The 19936-nt window shown below is 67.6% G+C and carries 12 protein-coding genes; 1 reads left to right on the top strand and 11 read right to left on the bottom strand.

Annotated elements, in window-relative coordinates:
* Nucleotides 1-132 precede the first annotated feature (132 nt).
* The 11 genes from AC04L7_RS01150 to AC04L7_RS01100 all read right to left on the bottom strand — a co-directional run bounded on the left by AC04L7_RS01150 (nt 133) and on the right by AC04L7_RS01100 (nt 16435).
* Entirely contained in the window at nt 133-855 is a 723-nt protein-coding gene (locus tag AC04L7_RS01150; RefSeq protein WP_435996696.1) for a TorF family putative porin, read from the bottom strand.
* Nucleotides 856-975: 120 nt separating this feature from the next.
* Nucleotides 976-2163, bottom strand: a complete 1188-nt coding sequence (locus AC04L7_RS01145; protein ID WP_475512399.1) for a CaiB/BaiF CoA transferase family protein — start codon at nt 2161-2163, stop codon at nt 976-978.
* 121 nt (nt 2164-2284) lie between these two features.
* Complete coding sequence (locus tag AC04L7_RS01140; protein ID WP_475512398.1) at nt 2285-4126, bottom strand: glycoside hydrolase family 127 protein; 1842 nt, start codon at nt 4124-4126, stop codon at nt 2285-2287.
* Nucleotides 4123-6309 carry a formylglycine-generating enzyme family protein gene (locus AC04L7_RS01135; RefSeq protein WP_435996690.1) on the bottom strand — a complete coding sequence of 729 codons (2187 nt, stop codon included), beginning with the start codon at nt 6307-6309 and terminating at the stop codon, nt 4123-4125. Before AC04L7_RS01135 ends, AC04L7_RS01140 begins: the two co-directional genes overlap by 4 nt.
* 27 nt (nt 6310-6336) lie before the next feature.
* Nucleotides 6337-7290 (bottom strand): ribokinase, encoded by a 954-nt coding sequence (locus AC04L7_RS01130; protein ID WP_435996688.1) that lies wholly within the window; start codon nt 7288-7290, stop codon nt 6337-6339.
* A complete protein-coding gene (locus tag AC04L7_RS01125) occupies nt 7287-8438 on the bottom strand; it encodes a serine hydrolase domain-containing protein (protein ID WP_435996686.1) in 1152 nt (383 codons plus the stop codon). The genes AC04L7_RS01130 and AC04L7_RS01125 overlap by 4 nt, the downstream gene beginning before the upstream one ends.
* A gap of 146 nt (nt 8439-8584) precedes the next feature.
* On the bottom strand, nt 8585-10816 hold the full coding sequence (locus AC04L7_RS01120; RefSeq protein WP_475512397.1) for a TonB-dependent receptor: 2232 nt from the start codon (nt 10814-10816) through the stop codon (nt 8585-8587).
* Nucleotides 10817-11045: 229 nt separating this feature from the next.
* Nucleotides 11046-11921, bottom strand: a complete 876-nt coding sequence (locus tag AC04L7_RS01115) for a LysR family transcriptional regulator (protein ID WP_475512396.1) — start codon at nt 11919-11921, stop codon at nt 11046-11048.
* A 71-nt stretch (nt 11922-11992) separates the two neighbouring features.
* On the bottom strand, nt 11993-14440 hold the full coding sequence (locus tag AC04L7_RS01110; protein WP_475512395.1) for a sodium:solute symporter family protein: 2448 nt from the start codon (nt 14438-14440) through the stop codon (nt 11993-11995).
* Nucleotides 14437-15285 carry an HpcH/HpaI aldolase/citrate lyase family protein gene (locus AC04L7_RS01105; protein ID WP_435996684.1) on the bottom strand — a complete coding sequence of 283 codons (849 nt, stop codon included), beginning with the start codon at nt 15283-15285 and terminating at the stop codon, nt 14437-14439. Before AC04L7_RS01105 ends, AC04L7_RS01110 begins: the two co-directional genes overlap by 4 nt.
* A 133-nt stretch (nt 15286-15418) precedes the next feature.
* A complete protein-coding gene (locus AC04L7_RS01100; RefSeq protein WP_435996683.1) occupies nt 15419-16435 on the bottom strand; it encodes a sugar kinase in 1017 nt (338 codons plus the stop codon).
* Nucleotides 16436-16674: 239 nt separating this feature from the next.
* Here AC04L7_RS01100 and AC04L7_RS01095 point away from each other — a divergent pair, with 239 nt between their 5' ends.
* Nucleotides 16675-19452, top strand: coding sequence for a TonB-dependent receptor (locus AC04L7_RS01095; protein ID WP_435996682.1), 2778 nt, complete (start codon nt 16675-16677; stop codon nt 19450-19452).
* The last annotated feature ends 484 nt before the right edge of the window (nt 19453-19936 follow it).

Raw genomic sequence — 19936 nt, 5'->3', positions numbered from 1 at the left:
GAATTCAGTCATGGGAGTCATCCATCGGCGCGCGTTCGCGCCGCGTGATCAACAGGAACATCAGACCGGCGCCGGCGAGGATGCCGACGAGCGACAACGACAGGTGGAGGAAGTCGGTGGCCATGGCGATGCTCAGAACGCGGCCTGCAGCGCCGCTTCCACGCGCGAACCGGCCAGGCCGGGGAACAGCGTCTTCGCGCTGTTGTCGGTGGCGTGCGCGGTGACGCGCAGTTCGAACGGCGCCTTGAACGCCCACACCGCACCCAGCTGCGCATGCGCGTAGCTGTCGTCGTAGGCGTCGTCCAGCCAGTAATAGCCGGCGGCGGCTTCCAGGCGCACCTGTTCGCTCAGGGGGAACCTGGCGCCGAGCTGTGCGTAGGTGCCGGCTTCATCCGTCGCGAGCGCTTCGGGGGAGTAGCCCAGCTGCGCCCAGTAGTTCTGCTTCCAGGTCAGCGTACCGATGGCCTCGGTCCAGTTGAGGTCGACGGTGGTGGACGGATAGCGGTAGTGGGTCAGGTTGACATCGAGCGCCCAGTCGTCGGACAGGGTGCCGCCCCAGCCGAGGGTGACGTCGATTTCACTGCTGGCCTTTGTTTCCGGTGCGAACTCGATGTTCGAGCCCCACACCGCGCCATACAGGCCGCTGTCAGCCGTAGCCTTGAAGCCGGCCTGCACGGCCGGGTCGCCCTGCGTCTGGGTGGTGCCGCGCCAGACGTAATCGGTGGTGAGCGCACCGGAGCCGTTGAAGGTCGCGGCCTGCGCGGTGGACGCCATGGCCAGCAGCAGGCCAGCGGCGACGGAAGAAACGACGAACGCAGGCATGCGCCGGCGCGAAGCGGAGGAGATGAAGGACATGAATGCGATCCAGGCGGAAGACGTTCCGCCGACCGCGAAAGTCTGGTCCTGCCCCGCGTAAAGCCGCCATGCGCTTCCCGCGCACTGCCGTAAATTCGGCGTAAAGCCGCGCGCCCTGCCTTAGCCGGCGTTGCGTGCCTGCGGCGATGATGTGCCGAGCACGTGCTCCGCATCCTGGTCGAACACCGGCGCGGCGAACGGTGCCGGACCCGGCGTACGCCCGAACGCGATGGGCCGGGTGACGCCGCGGTAGCTGCCGACGACCGGATGCGCGATCTCGGCCACCATGTCTTCGGCCAGTACCTGCGGATGCTCGAACATGTCTTCGACGCGTCGCGCCGCAGCACAGGGCACTTCGTCGCCGAAGTGCGCTTCCCACTCCGTCGCGGTGCGCGCCTGCAGCGCGTCGTGCAGCTGCGGGACGATCTCCGCGGCCTGCGCGGCGCGCTTGCGCACGCTGTCGTAGCGCGGATCGTCGGCCAAGGCGTCCAGGCCGGTCAGCCGGCACAGCGCCTTCCAGAAGCGCGGCGTGTTGGCGGAGAGATAGAGATAGCCTTCGCGCGCCGGATGGATGCCGGTGACGCCGCCGGAGCGCATGTCGCGGCCGATGTCGAGCGCTTCGCCTTCGGCCCAGATCATCCGGGCCGACTGCATGGTCAGCGCACTGCGCAACAACGACACGCCGACGAACTGCCCGCGCCCGCTGCGTTCGCGTTCGTACAGCGCCGACGACACGCCGGCGGCGAGCAGCGCSGCCGCGTARTAGTCCACCACCGAGCCRTAGATGATYTCSGGCGSMYCGCCGCGCTTGCCCTGCAACGTGCACATGCCGGTCATCGTCTGCAGCACCTGGTCGTAGCCGGCCTTGTCCTTCATCGGCCCGGTTTCGCCGTAGCCGGTCACCGCGCAGTAGATCAGCCGCGGGTTGATCACCGTCAGGCTGTCGAAATCGATGCCCAGCCGCKKCGGCACGSTGGGMCKGAAGTTGTGCACCAGCACGTCGGCCTCGCGTACCAGGCGCAGCAACGCGGCGTGGTCGGCCGGCTGCTTGAGATCGAGCGCGATGCCCTGCTTGCTGCGGTTCACGCCGAGGAAGGCGCGGCTCTCGCGCTCCAGGGTGGACGGGTACTGGCGCAGGTTGTCGCCATCGGGCGGCTCGACCTTGATCACGTCGGCGCCCWGGTCGGCCAGCAGCRTGCAGCCGTACGGGCCGGCGATGTAGGCGCTGAGGTCAAGCACCTTCACTCCGCTCAGCGGACCGGCGGGGCCCGTGCGCAGGCGCGAACGGAAGGGAGACGGATTGTCCATGGAAGAGGGCTCCTTCAGCCGCCGCCGCAACGGCGATGGCCAGTCTGTGCCACGGCGCGGGCGCGATACAGCCAGCGGCCGTAGTTTCTGCTGCCACAAATTCTTGCGAGCGCGCGGACGGTCATGGCGGCGGCAGCGCCAGCCAGGTCAGGCGCCAGGCGCCGTCGTGTCGCCCACCGGCGCGGTAGTACGGCCAGAACAGCAGCGGCGGCCGGCTCGCGGGCTGCAGCGAAATGGCCGCGCCCTCCTCGGCGTCGGTCACCGGCAGCACCTGCAGCCAGTCGTCCTGCGGTCCGTCGGGCAGACGGACGGTCTCTTCGGTCTTGAAACCGTCGATCAGGTCGGTGGCGTAGGCCAGCGGGCCGCGCGTGAGCCCGACGTAATGMARGTCCAGCACCTGCTGGTGGACCGCCGAGCCGTCCGGCGCGCGGGATTCCTGCACGTTGCGCAGCACCTGCCGGTGCAGCGTCGGCCGCAGCGGGAACGCCAGTTGCACGTGGTCGTCGGAACGCCACAGGCGGCGCAGGACGAGGAAAGCACCGGGCACGACCGCGGCCTCCACGGGCTCGCCATTGACCGACACCGTGGCGCCCTCGGCCCAGGATGGAATGCGCAGCTGCAGGTCGAACGTCGCGTCGCGCTGGGGCTGCACGTCCAGCGACACGTCGCCGTCGAACGGATACCCGGTGTGCTGGCGCAGCACCACCGTCCCGGCCTGCGGATGGGCCAGGCGCGCTTCGCCGGGCCCGTAAAGCTGCACGCGGACGGTGTCGCCGTCCACGGCATACGCCAGTGACGGCAGTTCCTCCACCGCCATCGCGCCGCTGGACTTGCAGCAGCGCCAGTAGGTGGTGTGCACGCGCCGCCCGTTCGGGAACGAGTAGTAACACCAGTCCTCGCCATCCGGCGCCTGCGCGCCGAGCAGGTCGTTGTACGCGGTGCGCTCGATCTCTTCGGCGAAACGCGCCTCACCGGTGAGCTGCAGCAGCTCGCGGTTGAACTGGATCCACGACAGCAGCGAGCAGGTTTCCACGTAGGCGTTCGGGCTGAAGCTGCCGCGTGCATTGAACACTTCCCGCGAGCGATGGGCGACGCCGCCCCATGGCCCGCCGCCCAGGGTCAGGTGGTGCTCGCGGACGTTCTGCCAGATGCGCTCCAGCGTGTCGCGCAGGGCGGCGTCACCGGTGGCGCGGCATAGCTTCACCAGCGCGACCAGGTTCCAGAGCAGCTGGTAGGCCTTGCCGGTGGCGATCTCGGACGCATCGGCACCGGCCTCGAGCGCGGGCAGCAGGCGCAGCGCCGGATGCGAGTTCGCCTGCTCCAGCACGCGCTGGGCGAGCGCGAGGAAGCGCGGCTCCGCGGTTTCGGCATGCAACTCCAGCGCGGCATCCATCAGCACCGTGGCCGACATGCCGTGGTGGTTGCCCAGCGTGGTGATGTCGATGCCGGACGCCAGCGCCTGCGCGCACAGGTCGGCGATGCGCGCGGCGGCTTGCGTATAGCGCGGGTCCTGCAGGGCGCGCGCCGTCTCGACCAGGCCGAGGATCAGGTAGGCGTGCACCCAGATGTCCCAGGTGCGCAGCGCGGGCGCGCCGTCCCAGCTGGGCGGCTTCGGCGGCTGCGGATGGATGAAGCGGCGCTCTTCCGCGTAGGTACCCAGGTAGCCGTCGGCTTCCTGCACGGAGAGCAGGTAGTCGGCGACCGCGCGCAGGTGCGCGCCCAGCGTCGCATCGCCGCTGCGCCCGTAGGCACGGGCGGCGGCCGACAGCCATTTGCCGGCATGCTCGCCGTACCAGTCGCCCTCGGTGTTGCGCGCGCGGTGCTCGGGCGAGAACAGCGCGATCGCAGGACTGTCCGGCGCGGTGATGAAGTGCGAGAGGCGGCCACGCAGGTTGGCCTCGAGGGCTGCGCCGAGGACGCCGCCAAGCACGACCGACGACGCAGTGGAGGCCGTCGTCGTCATGCGGCATCCACCACGCAACGGAAACCGATGCGGCCGGATCGGTCCTTGCCCGGCGCCATCAACAGCAGCTTGCCGTGCTGGTCCAGTCGCTTGGCCTGGGGGAAGTACCAGTGTGAGGTGCGCGGCTCGTAGTCGCTGCCGCCGCGCACGATGGCTGCGCGCGTGTGCTCGTCGTGGAATTCATCCGTCCACTGCCAGACATGGCCCACCAGGTCCATCACGCCGAACGGACTGGCGCCGGCGGGAAACGCACCGACATCGGCCGGTGGCGGCAGCACGCGGCCGCGGAACACCGGTGGCGCGGCATCGTCTCGCCAGGCATCGCCCCACGGATACAGGCGACCGTCCGTTCCCTGTGCGGCGTACTGCCATTCCCAGCCGTGTGGCAGGCGCTTGCCCGCCCAGGCGGCATAGGCACGCGCATCTTCCAGCGACACCCAGGTGACCGGCTTGTTCTCCCAGCCCGCCTGCGGTACGCCATCGCGCCAGTCGCGGAGGAAATTCAGCGCATCGCGTGGCGCATAGCCGGTGGCATCGACGAAGGCCTTGAACTGTTCGTTCGTCACCAGGTGGCGATCGATGTGGAACGCCGCGACCTGCATGCGCTGGCGATGGTGGCGGCGCGCGGTCGGTTCCCACGGGAACTGCACGTCCACGCCTTCCCACACCTGCCCTTCGATCTCGATGCCCTGCACGGCGAACAGGAACTCGCCGCCAGGAATCGTCACCATRCCGTCCGGTGCCGTGGCCTGTGGCGGGGTCGCGGCGACCGGCTGCAAGGCCTGCGGCAGTGCGGTCCATCGTGCGGACAGAGATGCCAGCGGCGTCGCCGCGTGCTCCGCCATCTGCGCCAGGAAGGCATCCAGGCCTTCTTCCTCCACGCCCGCGCGCAACGCCAGCAGCGCGCCAAAGCCACGGCCTTCCAGCGTCGTCTCCAGGATCGCGTGGCCGTCGATGATGCGCGGCTGCAGTGCCGTGCCGTTCCACAGGTCGACATAGCGCGTGCCGTCGACATGCGGCACGGCGAGCTGCTCACCGGCGATCGCGTACTCGTGGCGGTTGACCAGCGTCCACAACGTGCGGCCCTCGCCCGGGAAGCGGCTGGCGAAGATGCCGGCCTGCAGCGTGCGTTCGTACGGGCGCCAGTCCAGGCTGACCAGCAACGGCGCGAAGCGGCGGTAGATCGTGGCGATGCGGCGCAGTGAAGCGGCGTCGCGCGGGGTCAGTTGGTTCCACAGCCCCCACACGTTCTCCCAGGCGTTGTAGCCCACGCCATTGAAGAAGATGTACTGCAGGTCGTGGTTGCGGTCGCGGCCCCAGCGGTTCTCGTAGTTGATCATGTGGCGCGGTTCCAGCCACTTGAACTTCGCCACCGGCGGCACGACCTCGTTCGGCGCCTTCTTGCCCCAGCTCTGCACGTTCCAGATCAGGTGTTCTTCGGCGCTGATCGTGGATTCCGGCTGCACGACCACCGGATGGCCCAGCGCATCGCAGGCGTCGAAGAACGCGCGCGGCACGCCGTTGTAGGTGTCGCCGTTGATGCCGTCGGCTCCCACCGCCTTGACGATCTGCGCGATGGCCTGCCAGTCCGGCGCGCCTTCGTCGCGGGTACCGTTGTCCCACGGCATGGTGGTGAGGAACACGCGCACGCCGCGGCGGTGGAAATCGTCGATCGCGCCGCGCAGCGCCTCCAGCCCGCCCGGCAGGCTGCGTGCCAGGTCGAACTGGTTGCGGTCGTCCACGCCGATGTTGGGATACACGCACCACAACAGCACGCTGTCGAGCCCGCCGAAGCGCGCTTCCAGATCATCGAGGTAGCGGTCGACGGTGTAGCGGCCGGCGACGGGGTCGTAGAGGTAGCGGTCCTCGACCATCACTTGCGCATGCACGAAGTTGCGCTGGGCCCACTGCAGTTCCGGCCGGCGGTAGTTGGCGTCGTCGTAGCCGATGCGGGTGAGGTGCTCGCGCCGCCAGTCCTTCAGTTCGGCGACCCAATCGTCGGCCGAGGCATTGGCATCGATCTTCCACTGGCCGATGTCGGCGAACGGCCAGCCCGGCGCCTTGCCCGGCGTGGGCAGGTAGCGCTGCGTGGTGACGTGGGAAAACTTGTATTCGGTCTTCACCACGTACGTGTCGTCGTGACCAGCGGCATCATGGGAATCGGGGGACGTGGGCGTGCTCATGGGGAGATCTTGGATCGGGACGATGGATCAGTCGCGGGGAAGGCCGCAGTAAGCCGCCAGGGCGGCCTGCTGCGAGGGTGCGTCGACATGCCCGGCGAACCAGGCTTCGACTTCCGGGCGCGCCGGGATGCTGGTCTGCGCGCCCAGYCGGGTGCAGGCGAGCGCGGAGGCCGCGCTGGCGAAGCGTAGCGCGTCCGCCAGCCCGGCATGCTCGGCCAGGCGGGCGGCCAATGCGCCGCAGAACGTATCGCCGGCCGCGGTCGTATCCACGGCGTCGATCAGGAACGCGGGCTGCAGGAAGATTTCACCACCCCGCCGTGCGAAGCAACCGCGCGCGCCAAGCGTCACGATCACGCAGGGCACCGGCAGGCGCGCCGCCTGCGCGGCTACGGAACCTTCGCCGGCCAACGTGGCCAGTTCGCCTTCGTTGACGACCAGTACGTCGACGCTGTCGAGCAGGCCCGCGGGCAACGGGGTGGCGGGTGCGGCATTCAACACCACCCGAACGCCGGCCTCGCGGGCAAGCCGGGCGTAGCTGGCCACGCTGTCCAGCGGTGTTTCCAGCTGCAGGAGCAGATGGCTGATGCCGCGCAGCGAGGGAAGATGGTGCGGCCTCAATCCCGCGTTGGCGCCCGGCGCGACGGTGATCGCGTTCTCCGCGTCGTCGGACAGGCAGATGAAGGCGGTGCCGCTGGCGGTATCCGGCACGCGCACGATGTGCGTGGACACGTCGGCGTCGGCAAGGGCGGCTTCGAGCACCACGGCGTACGGATCGTCACCGAGCGCGAGCAGCATGCGGGTCGGCACACCGCCGGCACGCGCACTGGCGACGGCCTGGTTGGCGCCCTTGCCGCCCGGAAACGTCGCGAACTCACGACCCAATACGGTCTCGCCCGGCGCCGGCACATGCGCCGCACGCACGACGAAATCGAGATTGGCCGATCCCGCCACCAGCACGCCGCCGCCATGACCGCGACTCATGGCGACACCGCCGAATAGACCGCGCGATAGAACGGCGTGGCCAGCTTGGGCAACGGAGGCGCCCCGTCGGTGGGCAGGTGCTGCGACAGCAGCAGGATCACCAGCCCGCGCTCGCGGTCGATGGTGAAGTACGTGGAAGCGGCGCCGGACCAGCCGAACTGCCCACGCGATCCGGGACGCGCACTGATCGCCGGATCGGTGACGACATACCCGCCCAGGCCGAAGCCTTCGCCCGGCTCGGGGGCAGGTACCGGCGGATCGAAGCCCGCGAGCTGGTCGGACATCATCATCGCCACGGTGTCTTCGCGTAGCAGGCGCACGCCCTCGAGCGTGCCGCCTTCGGCCAGCATCCGCGCGAAGCGTAGGTAGTCGGCGGCGGTGGAATAGAGGCCACCGGCACCGCTCGTGTAGGGGCGCAGGCGGACGCCGGGTTCGTGTGCGGACGGCGTGTCGGCCAGGACGCGCTGGCCTGCGGCATCGCGCGTGGTCAGCGCCATGATGCGGCCACGTTGCTCCGGCGGCACTTCGAAACCGGTGTCGCGCAGGGCGAGCGGCGTGAAGATGCGCGTCCGCAGGAACGTCTCGAACGATTGACCGCTGGCGACTTCGACCACGCGCGCCAGCACTTCGGTGTTGACGCCGTCGTAGCGGAAACGCGTGCCCGGCTCGGTGGCGAGCGGCGCGCGTGCGACGCGGTCGGCATAGCCGGCGAGGTCCGTGGCTTCTTCCGGCGCCTGCGCCTGCAGCAGGGCGGATGCCACGCGGATGTCGTCACCGCCCGTGGCAAAACCGGCGGTGTGCGTGAGCAGGTGCCGCACGGTCAGCGGGCGCTGCACCGGCACGAGCGCGGGCGCCTCCACGCTGCCGCCCGCGACCCGCTGCAGACCCGCGAATTCGGGCAGATAGGTGGCCACCGGGGCATCGAGGTGCAGCCTGCCCTGTTCGACCAGCATCAATGCCGCCACCGAGGTGACGGGCTTGGTCATGGAATAGATACGGAAGATCGCGTCTTCGCGCAGCGGATGCCGGCCTTGAAGGTCGGCATGGCCGAACGCACCGCGGTAGACCACGGCGCCGTGATCGGCGACCACGGCGACGGCGCCCAGGTAGCCGGCTTTGCCGATGTCCTGTGTGAGCAGCGTATCCATCGGCGCACGCGGGAGCGGCGGCGGGGTGGCGGTCGCGCAGGCGGCGAGCGAGAGTATCAGGACCATCCAGAGCCCGCGCCGCCCTGGAGAGGGGGCGGCGCGGGTGGATGCGGCGAAGGACAAGACCGGCATCCGCGGATGGTGGATCAGAACGTGTACTCGTAGGTAACGGAGTACATGCGACCGCGACCGGCGAAGTAGTTCTTGAAGAAGTCCACCTGCGACCAGCTGAGCACGTACTGCTTGTTGGTCAGGTTCTCGATGCCCAGCGTCACGCGACCATAGTTCTCGAAATTGTAGTTGGCGCTGAGATCGAACAGCGTGTAACCCTGCGTGTGTTCCTGGAACGAGTAGGTCTGCCCGTCGAACGCGCGCGTATCGGAACCCGTGAGGTCGCGATCCAGCAGCTTCGTGGCGTTGAGGGTGACGTCACCCTGTTCGTTGAAACGCCAGTTGACCGACGCGCCGATCTTGTCCGGATTGATGTCCGAGACACCGATCGGCTTGTTGAGCCCGCCTGCGGGATAGCGACCCAGCAGGTCGGCATTCCAGAACGCGGTCTCGCCCCGGATACGCGAGTAAAGACCGTTGACCTTCCACTGCGGATTGAAGCGCCATTCGCCGCTCAGTTCGACGCCCTTGATGCGGGTCGGGGCGCGGTTGAGCACGTAGTCGTTGGTCGCCGGGTCGACCGCCAGCGAGGTGCCGAACGGCGAGCGCGAGTCGTAGTACGAACCGCCGAGCGAACCGCGGTCGCCACGCCAGTTGAAACCGTACTCGCGGTTGTCGACGACGATCGCCTGCAGGTCGCGGATCCGGTCCACCGACTGGCCCGGCACGTTGATGTTGCGGAGCGGGATGCCGATGTTGGGCAGACTGAAGCCTTCGCCGTACGAGGCGAACACCGACCAGCCGCCGGCGATACGCCAGATGGCGCCGAAGTTCACCAGGTTCTCGGTGTACTCCACGCCGCCGCCCTCGACGAACACGCTGTTGCGGAAGGGCGTAGTCGTGTAGCTGTCGACGTGCAGCTCACCGTCCTCGCGACGGAAGCCACCGCTCACGGTCACCGGGCCGATGTCGTAGCTGAGCTGGACGTAGGGCGCGACGCTGGTGTATTCCATGGGCGGCACCCACAGGCGGTTGGTCAATGCGAGGCGCTGCTGCGCTTCGTCGTAGACATAGTCGACACCGGTGCGGAGTTCCAGGCCATCGACGCCGAACAGCGACGAGCGGGTCCACGACGGACGGAAACCCCACTTCTTGCTGGTGATTTCCGACTGGTCGAAGATGCGCTCCGCGCCCACCGGCAGCGGCCATACCAACTKGCGATCGTCTCCGTTCTCCGGGAGATAACGCATGGCCTGGTCAGCCCAGTACGCATTCAGCACCAGATTGCCGCCAAGGAAGTCTCCGTGCGTGTACAGCGCATTCAACTGCTCGAAGTCGTTGAACTCCGCCTTGCTGCCGAAGATCTGCCCGCGCTCGGACGTGTTGGTCACCGGATTGGGGCAGGTGCCGGGGCGGCAGCCCTCGACCTGGATGTAGTCGCCGTTGCCCTCGATCTTGAAATTGCTGTAACTCAGCTGCAGCCGCTGCACGCCGTCTTCACCGAAGTTGATGCCACCCTTCAGGAACAGGTTACGGGCCACCGAGTCCGATACCGAGCCGCTCGTGTTCATGCCGACACGACGACCATCCGCGTCGTACGCCATGCCGCGATCGATGCGCGACACGCCCACCACCAGGTCGCGGTTCTCCTGCTTGAACGCATAGTTCAGGCCGAGTTTCCAGCCGGCGCTGTCGTCCTTGAACTGGGTGGAATAGCGCGACAGGAAGCGGAATTCGCTGCCTTCCTTGGTCGGCACCGTGGAGATGTAGTTGATGATGCCACCCGCGGCACCGATGCCCTCCGACGCCGACGGACCGTTGATGACCTCGATGCGGTCCACGATGCCCATGTCGGTGAACGTCGCGTTGCGGCCACCCTCGCGCAACGGCGAGCCTTGCGGCACGCCATCGAACAGGCGCAGCGCGATGCGGCCGCGCAGGGTTTCACCGGTATTGCTCATGGCCTGGGACGATTCCGCATAGCCGGGCACCGTGCGTGCCAGCACCGCCGTCGCGTCTTCGGTCAGCGCAAGCGTGTGCTTGACCTCTTCCTTGGACACCAGCGACACCGCACCGGGGATGCGGTCGATCGACTTCGGCGCACGCACGCCGGTCACGATCACCTGATCCAGGTCGACGGCATCCTTCGCCCGTTCTTCGGTCGTCGCGTCCTGCGGCGGCAGCGGAGTGTTCTGTTGGGCCTTGACGCTGGCGCTGACGGCGGCGGCCAGCAGGAAAACGCCGAACGCGGCGGGTACCTGTTTCATGGTGTGCTCTCGGAATGCTTCGGTGGACGGCACGGTCGCGCAGCGGGCGGCACGTTCCGGACTAGAGATGTGTATGCGAAGACCGCGTTGGCGGCCGGCGTGCCCCGCGTTCCTCCCAGACGCGTGAACCCGACGATGGCGGCAGCGTAAGGCGACACCGGTCACGGAAGAATCGTCCGCCGATATGTTCACAGGCTAGTTTTTGTAGCGTGCACTGCAACATCGCGGCTCAGGCATGGCCGGTGGCGGCACGACTCTCCTGCAGCAGTACGGTGACCAGGCGGATGCGCACCGAGGAGCGCGACCACACCATGCCGATCCGGCGTGGCTCGCTGGGCAGCGGCAGCGGAATGCGCACCAGGTCCAGCCCCTCCGGCCAAGGACGTGCCCAGTCGGGTACCAGCGACACACCCAGGCCGCGGTCCACCATCACCGCAATGGCGTTGAGCCCGTTCAGTTCGAACCGCTCGCGCGGCACGATCCCGGCGGCATGCAGGTATTCGTCCGCCACGCGCCCGCCCCACTGGTTGCGGTCGTAGCGGATCAGCGGTTCGCTGYGCAGCAGGTCGTGCGGGTCGCGTCCCGCCATCCGCGCCGGCGCGATCATCACCAGCGGCTCTTCGCGCAGCAGCTGCCAGTCGCAGGTCTTGGGCAGGCTGTACGGCGCCTGCAGCACCAGCGCCGCGTCCAGTTCGCCCGCCTCCACCGCGCGATAGAGCTCGGCCGAGTACGCCGGCCGGATGTAGACGTTGATCTGCGGGAATGCATCGACCATGCGCGCCAGGATGTCGGGCAGCATGCCGGCCAGCGCGGTCGGGCACGCGCCCAGGCGCAGTTCGCCCGACACGTCGCTGTCGTTGGCCACACTGCGCATGTCCGATACGTCGCGGAGCAGGTCGCGTGCCCGCTGCAGGATGCGCGCGCCCTCTTCGGTCAGGCTGACGGTGCGCCCCGCGCGCGCGATCAAAGGCGCGCCCAGTTCCCGCTCGAGCGTGCGGATCTGCTGCGCCACCGCGGCGGGGGTGATGTTCAGCACGCGCGCCGCGGCCGCCATCGAACCGCGGTCGGCCACCACCACGAACGTGTTCAGGAACTGGGTATCCACGCGCCTCCCCCTGCTGCCGTCAGGCTACACGAGGCGTGGCGCGCCGACGATGGGACCTATGGCCCATGCGCTCAGCCGGCCGTGTTCACGGCATCCTGCCGGTGGATCGTCAGGCCCTGCAGCGATTGCGCCGGTGGCGGGAACAGCCAGCTGGCCGCGTAGCCGATGACGATGCACAGCAGGATCGAGATGCCCAGGTAGAAGTACGGATGCACGAGATCCATCGACCAGATAAGCAGGGTCAGCACGATGGCCCCGGCGATGCCGATGGCAACGCCCTGTGCGTTGGCGCGCCGCGTGAACATCCCCAGCGTGTACGCCCCGGCGAAGCCGCCCCCCAGCAGACCTGCCAGTTCGATCGAGACGTCGAACAGGGAGTGGATGTCGTAGCGCGAGAGCACCAGCGCGATGCCGATGCCCACCAGGCCCACCAGCACGCCCATGATCTCCGCGAACAGCACGCTCTTCTTCGGGGTCGGGTTCTTCGCCAGCTTCTCGTAGAAATCCACGGAGGCCAGCGTCGAGACGCTGTTGATGATGCTGGACAGCGTGGACATGGCGGCGGCGAAGATGCCGGCGATGATCAGGCCGGTGACGCCCATCGGCAGTTCTGCCGCGATGAACAGCGGGAATGTCGCGTCGATGGGCAGCAGCGGATTCATGCGCTCGGGATGGGACTGGTAGTACACGTACAGCGCCGTGCCGATCGCATAGAAGAAGAAGCCGCCGGGAATCATGATGGCGGCGAACGTCCATATCGAACGCCCCGCCTCCTTGTCGGACTTCGTGGACAGCACGCGCTGCATCAGCACCTGGTCTTTCGGGAACGTCAGCACCACGTCGAACACCACCAGGAAGATGAAGCCCCAGACGGTCGCCTTGGTGAGGTCGAAACTGAAATCGAACAGCTGCGTCTTGTTCTCCGCCATCGCCACCTGGAGGAACTCGGGCACGCCGCCGTTGAGGTGGTAGATGATGAATCCGATGGCGAAGATCGCGCCGCCGAACATCACGAACACCTGCACGAAGTCGGTCCAGATGACCGCCTTCATGCCGCCCAGCGTGGTGTAAATGATGGTGAACACGCCCATGATGAGGATGCTCCACACCACGTCCAGGCCGGTGATCGTGGCGATCGCGAGCGCGGGCAGGAACAGGATCACGCTCATGCGGCTGCCGATCTGCATCGCGATGCACAGGGCGCTGGCGAGCATCCGGATGGCGGGATGGAAACGCTTCTCCAAGTAGGAGAACACCGACATCAGGTCGAGGCGGCGCAGCAGCGGCACGATCCAGATGGCGACGAACATCAGGCCGACGACCGCGATCAGGTTGTTGGTCAGGTACTGCCAGTTCGTTTCGAACGCCTTCGCCGGAATCGCGATGAAACTGATGGAACTGGTGTTGGTGGCGTACAGGCTGACGCCGGCCGCCCAGAACGGGATGCTGCGGCCGCCGACGAAGAAATCCGCCGTGGATGCGCGTTTCTCCCGCAGGTAGAAGTACAGGCCGATGCCGACCATCGCTGCGAGATACACGACGATGACCAGCCAGTCCAGCCACTTGAGCAGGTAGGTGCCGCCGGTGATCGAGGTCGTCCGCAGCGCGCTGGCGCCGGCGTCCCAGCCGACCAGTCCGTCGCCCCAGGCCGTGACACGGGGCGAGAGCGCGGCCGTGGACCCGGGAATGTCGGTCCAGGCGCGGGTGATAGTATGGAAGGTCGCGAGCCGCGAGGCGGTGGAACCGGCGAATGGCTTGAGCAGATACAGCACGTGGGCCTGTCCGAGCGCGCGCGCCGTGCCTTCGCCGGCAAGCGCACCGGGAACGGGCGGCAATGATTGCCAGCCGTTTTCGGACGACCAGCGCCACTGGGCATCCTCGCCTGCGCCGCGCGTGGTGGCGATCAGTTCGCCGCGTTGCGCGACAAGCGAGTTGAGGGGCRCGCCCGACGGAAGCGCAGGCAGCGCCTGCCACGCGGTGGCGGCCGAGGCATCGACCGCGCGCCGCCATACGCGCGCCGTGCCCGCGTCGTCGCGACCGGCCGCGTAGACATTCGCGGAATCCGCCGCAAGCTGGACCTGCTCGAGGGGTTGCGGAAACGCCGGCAATGGCTGCACGGACAGCTGTCCGCGCACGAGGGTCGCTGTTGCGATCCCGGCGATCCGCGAGCCGTTGATATCCGATTGCAGCAGGTAGAGACGCCCCGGCGCCGCATTCCGCCAATGATCGACGGGGGCCGGCCCCTTCAGTCCGATCGCCTGCCAGCGTGCTCCGGTCTTCTCCCACCGCCACGCAGCGGTGTCGCCGAAGGCCAGCAGGTCGTCACCGGCGCTGTGCAGGGCACGCGCACTCGCGGGCGGTACAGGAAGCGACCCCTCCGAAAGACGCGTGAGGCTTTCGCCGCGCGCATGGCCCGGCAACACGCCGCATGCGACCAGCACGGCAATGCCCACCATCGCCAGATACCTGTGCAGCGACACCCGACCGAAGCGGCCGCGGACCCGCGAAACGACCGTCATGCGCGCTCCCGTCCGGCAGCGGCGAGGACGGCGCGCGCGCGCGCGAGGAACGGGGCATCCACCATGCGGCCGTCCACCGCGTAGACACCCGCACTCCCCTCTGCGGCGGCAACCGTGCGACGCGCCGCGTCGACTTCCTCGACGGACGGCGCGAACGCCGCGTTGGCCCACGCCACCTGGCGCGGATGCACGCAACTCTTGCCCGCGAACCCGAGTGCGCGCGCCGCGTCGGCTTCGGCGCGGAAGCCGGCTTCGTCTTCCAGGCCAGGGAACGCGGCGTCGTAAGCGAACGCTCCCGCTTCCGCCGCGGCCATGCGCAGGGCGTACTGCGCGGCGTGCACGTTGCGCAGGTCGCTGCGGCGGATGCCGTGGGGCTCGAACAGATCGCCAAGCCCAAGTTGCAGGCCGCGGACGCGCGGATGGGCCTGCGCGATCTTGACCGCATGGCGCAGCGCGCGGGGGGTTTCGATGTTCACCAGCAGCCCGACGGCCCTGCGGACGCCGAGGCGCGCTTCGACCGACTCGACTTCACTGATCGCCTGACGGAGCTGTTCCACCGACTCGATCTTCGGCAGGTTGAGCAGGTCGATGTCCAGCGGCAGGATCGCGCGCAGGTCGTCCGCCCACGCCGACGAACTCCAGGCGTTCACCCGTACGACCACCTGCTTGCGCGCGGCACGGTGCGGTGCCGGCTGCAGGAAGGCAGCGACCTGCGTGCGCGCCGCCGCCTTGTCTTCGCCCGCGACGGCATCCTCGAGGTCGAAGGACAGGAGGTCTGCGTCGCCGGCCAACGCCTTGGCGAACAGCATCGGGCGACTGCCGGGCACGAACAGTTTGCTACGCATGGACGGCGCTCATCATGGCGCGCAGTCTGCTGGAATCGCGCCACCAGCAAAGCCCGCGCCAGCATCTTCAAACGATAGTTTTTGCTGCGTCCGGGAATGCGGCAACGCAACATTCCCTTGCGGCCGAACGTGATCAGCGTTTGACGTCCAGGCTGTTCTCGCCGAGGAATGCCTGTACGTCGTTCGCGGCGACGAGATTGAAGTCGCCCGGCAGCGAGTGCTTCAGGCATGCCGCCGCCACACCGAAGTGCAATGCGTCGGCGGGCGCCATGCCGGCAAGGCCGCCGTGCAGGACGCCGGCCGCGAACGCATCGCCGGTGCCGATGCGATCCACGATGGGAGTCACTTCGTAGGACGGCGTCGTCAGCAGGCTGCCGTCGCGCAGGGCCGTGATGCCGGACAGCGCGTGATGGTCCACGCTGCGTTGCACGCGGATCGTCGCCGCCATCTGCCGGAGGTGCGGGAACGCCTTGAAGGCCGCAGCGGCTCCGGCCGCGAAGCGTTCCTGCGGCGTCGCCTGCGGGAAGTCTAGGCCGAGGACGACCTCCAGGTCGCGATGACTGGCGAACAGGATGTCGGCCCCGGACATCAGGCCGCGCAGGATCGTCGGTGCATCGCCCCCCCACGCGTCCCAGAGCTTGGGCCGGAAGTTGCCGTCGAACGACACGTTCACACCCGCGGCGCGCGCGGCGTCGACCGCCACGCGGACGCCGTCCGCCGCCTGCTGGCCAAGCGCAGGCGTGACGCCGGAGACATGCAGCCAGTCCGCACCCGACAGCAGCGCAGGCCAGTCGTGCGTGCCGCCACCTGCGCGCGCGAAGGCCGAATCGGCGCGGTCGTAGAGCACTTCGCTCGGTCGCTGGATCGCACCCGTCGTCAGGAAATACAGGCCCATGCGTCCTGCGACCTGCTGCACGGCGCGCGTGTCGACGCGGTGCCGGCGCAGCTCGCCCAGCGCGGCCTCACCCAGTGCGTTATCCGCGACCAGACCGACCATGCGCGCGTCGTGGCCGAAGCGCGCAAGCGAGACCGCGACGTTCGCCTCCGCGCCACCGATGTGCACGTCGAGCACCGGCGACTGCAGCAATGCCTGGCGGCCAGGCGCGCCCAGTCGCAGCAACAGCTCCCCGAAACAGACGATCTTGCCCATGACCCCACTCCTCCCGTGATGGTGGCGCACCAGCCTCGCCTGTCATCCGCGACTTGTCCACGGGACAAGGAAAAACGCGCGGAGACGGCAGTTGTTGTTGCAGCGCACACTCTGTTAGCGTTGTTTTTGACCAGCGGTGTCATTTTACCAGCTGGCAGGATTCGTAAGGGAATAAACCGCAGTTTTTGCCATCAAAACAGTCGCTCCACGCGGCCATGGTCCCTTGAGGAGGGGAGAACATGCCAGTTAGTCACCAGAACCGGAAGACACCGGTTACCTTGCTTGCCGTCTCGATCGGCCTGGCGTTGCAGATGAGTGCGGCGGCGCATGCCCAGGAGACCGCGCAATCGGCCGACTCCGGTCAGTCCGCGCCTGCCGAGAGCGTCGACACCCTCGACACCGTCAGCGTCACCGGGTATCGCGCCAGCGTCGAGAAAGCCCTCGACATCAAGCGCGGCGAAGCCGGCGTGGTCGATGCGATCGTCGCCGAGGACATCGGCAAGTTCCCGGATCTCAACCTGGCCGAATCGCTGCAGCGCATCCCCGGCGTGGTCATCACCCGCGATGCCGGCGAGGGCCGCAACATCTCGGTGCGCGGCCTGGGCCCCGACTTCACCCGCGTGCGCATCAACGGCATGGAGGCATTGACCACGGTCGGTTCCACCGACCAGAACGGCGGCTCCAACCGCGGACGCGGTTTCGACTTCAACGTGTTCGCCTCCGACCTGTTTTCGCAGCTGATCGTGCGCAAGACCGCACAGGCGGATGTGGAAGAAGGCTCGCTCGGCGCCACCGTCGACCTGCGCACCGCGCGCCCGTTCGACTACGACGGGTTCACGCTGGTCGCCAGCGGCCAGGCCAGCTATGCCGACATGGGCAGCACGACCGACCCGCGCCTGGCGGGCCTGATCGCCAATACCTGGGCCGACGGCAAGTTCGGCGCACTGCTGTCGGTCGCCTACTCCGAGCGGCAGGCACTGGAAGAGGGCAGCGGCAGCGGACGCTGGGCCGGCGGCACCAGCAACAACGGCTTCAATCCCGCCTCGCCCTACACGCCGGCCCTTGCCGCCAACACCTACCATCCGCGCTTTCCCCGCTACACGCTGATGGAGCACGACCAGAAGCGCACCGGCGTGACGGCATCGCTGCAGTTCAAGCCGACCGACCGCACCCAGTTCGCCTTCGATGCGCTGTATTCGAAGATCGATGCGGTGCGCGACGAGAAATACATCGAAGCCATCTCGTTCAGCCGCGGCGCCTCGCAGGGCGGCAAGCCGCAGACCATCGTGCGCGAAGGCGCGATCGAGAACGGCGCACTGGTCTACGGCCTGTTCGACGACGTGGACATCCGCTCCGAGAGCCGCCACGACGAGTGGAACACGGTCTTCACGCAGCTGGGACTGGAAGGCGAGCACGAGTTCACGGACAACTTCAAGATCTCCGGGAAGCTGGGCACGTCGAAATCGGAACACGAGAATCCGATCCAGACGACCATCATCATGGACAAGTTGAACGTCGACAATTACAGCTACGACTATCGTGGCAATCCGTACAAGCCGGTGATCGACTACGGCATCAGCCCGACCGACCCCAACGGCTGGACCCTGGCCGAGATCCGCATCCGTCCGCAGTACGTCGAGAACGATTTCGACGTCGCCCAGCTGGATTTCAACTGGAACATCAGCGCGGGCTTCCGCCTGAAGGGCGGCGTGCAGGCCAAGGACTACAGCTTCTCCACGCGCGAACTGCGTCGTTCGACGGAAGCACTGACCGGCGTGCCGATGTTCACCGACGGCACCCGCATCGTGCCGGCCGACCTGACCGAACAGGCCAGCCTGAGCGGCGTGAGCGGATTGCCGGGCACGTGGGTGATCCCCGACTACCAGGGCATCGCCGACTTCTACGACATCTACAGCAATACCGGTCCGTTCACCCTCAACGAGCGCGCGGTGAACACGCGCAGCGTCGAGGAGAAAGATCGTGGTGTCTACCTGATGGGCGAATTCTCCGCCGATCTTGGCGCGATTCCGGTGTCCGGCAACGTCGGCGTGCGTTACGTGCGTACCAAGCAGTCTTCCACGGGCATCGCGACGGCCAGCGGCACGCCGGTCGCCACGACGGTCTCTCGCGAGTACAGCGACACCCTGCCGTCGATGAACCTGGTGGCCGAGATCACGCCTGACTTCCTGATCCGGCTGGGCGCCGCCAAGGTGATGACGCGTCCCGGCCTGGGCAGCCTGACGCCGGGCGTGACCGTCAACGTCAGCGGCGGTGCGCGCACCGTCAGCGGCGGCAATCCGAACCTGGATCCCATCCGCGCCAAGACGGTCGATCTCGGTTTCGAGTGGTATTTCAACGAAGGCGCGATGCTGGGCCTGGGGTTGTTCTACAAGGACATCGAGAGCTTCATCCAGACCACGCGCGTCGTGCAGCCGTACTCGTCGAGCGGCCTGCCCGCCAGCCTGTTGGACGGCACCGGCGCCGGTGTCAACGACGACTTCGTCTTCAGTGTTCCGCTCAACACCCCGGGCGGCGAACTGACCGGTTTCGAAGCCAACTACACACAGCCCTTCACTTTCCTGCCGGGCAAGTTCGGCAATCTCGGCGTGCAGTTGAACTACACCTACGTCGATTCGCAGATCCAGTACCTGACGTCGACCGGTGCCAACTCGTTCAAGACCGATCTGACCGGCCTGTCCAAGCACGCGTGGAACGCGACGCTCTACTACGAAGGCGAACGCTTCTCCGGTCGTGTCTCGGCGACGAATCGCGACGACTTCCTGCTGCAGGTCCCGGCCACCGAAGCCGGCTTCGACGTGCACGGGCAGACCGGCACCACCACGGTCGACGCGTCCGTGCGCTGGAAGATCAACGACAAGCTGGAACTGAGCCTGGAAGGCATCAACCTGACCGACGAACCGCAGGAGTCGTGGGTGGCGAACTCGGGTGGCCAGCTCCCGCTGGACTACAGCGAAACCGGCCGCCAGTACCTGCTGGGCCTGCGATACAAGTTCTGATGCATTGACGGTCCCGCACCTCCCCCACGGGGCGCACCTGAAGCCCGGCCGCCTCTCCCGGCCGGGCTTTTTTTGTGTCTGTGACCGGGCGCTTCCGATGAGGGGGCCGCCCGTTGACAACACCATTGTCTCGGGACATTTTCCCATTCGAATCAACTACTTGTTGTTGCGGCGCACTCTCTGATAGCGTCCTTGACCAGCGGTGTCATTCTGCATGCGCCGCACTGGAATGATTGGGGAATTCCACGTCGCCGCAGCCCGGCGACCTATCGATACGCCACGGGCCGCCCTTGGGAGGGGGATGTCATGAACCACTATCAGAATCGCCGGAAGACACCGGTTACCGCACTCGCGTTCTCGATCGCCGTCGCCCTGCACACGCCTGCCTTCGCGCAGTCGCAGGACACGTCGGTCACCACAACGCCTGCCCCTACCGAACTCGACCGCATCGAGGTGGTGGGCACGTTCCGCGCCAGCCTGGAGA

It is taken from the genome of Pseudoxanthomonas sp. LjRoot204_2 (genome assembly GCF_056175765.1).
Note: the sequence above shows the minus strand (reverse complement) of the source record. Positions and strands in the feature narration are given on the sequence as shown.

Coding starts and splice junctions, on each gene's coding strand:
- AC04L7_RS01150 (WP_435996696.1), bottom strand. CDS start 855: ATGTCCTTCATCTCCTCCGCTTCGCGCCGGCGCATGCCTGCGTTCGTC.
- AC04L7_RS01125 (WP_435996686.1), bottom strand. CDS start 8,438: ATGGATACGCTGCTCACACAGGACATCGGCAAAGCCGGCTACCTGGGC.
- AC04L7_RS01105 (WP_435996684.1), bottom strand. CDS start 15,285: ATGCGTAGCAAACTGTTCGTGCCCGGCAGTCGCCCGATGCTGTTCGCC.
- AC04L7_RS01100 (WP_435996683.1), bottom strand. CDS start 16,435: ATGGGCAAGATCGTCTGTTTCGGGGAGCTGTTGCTGCGACTGGGCGCG.
- AC04L7_RS01095 (WP_435996682.1), top strand. CDS start 16,675: ATGCCAGTTAGTCACCAGAACCGGAAGACACCGGTTACCTTGCTTGCC.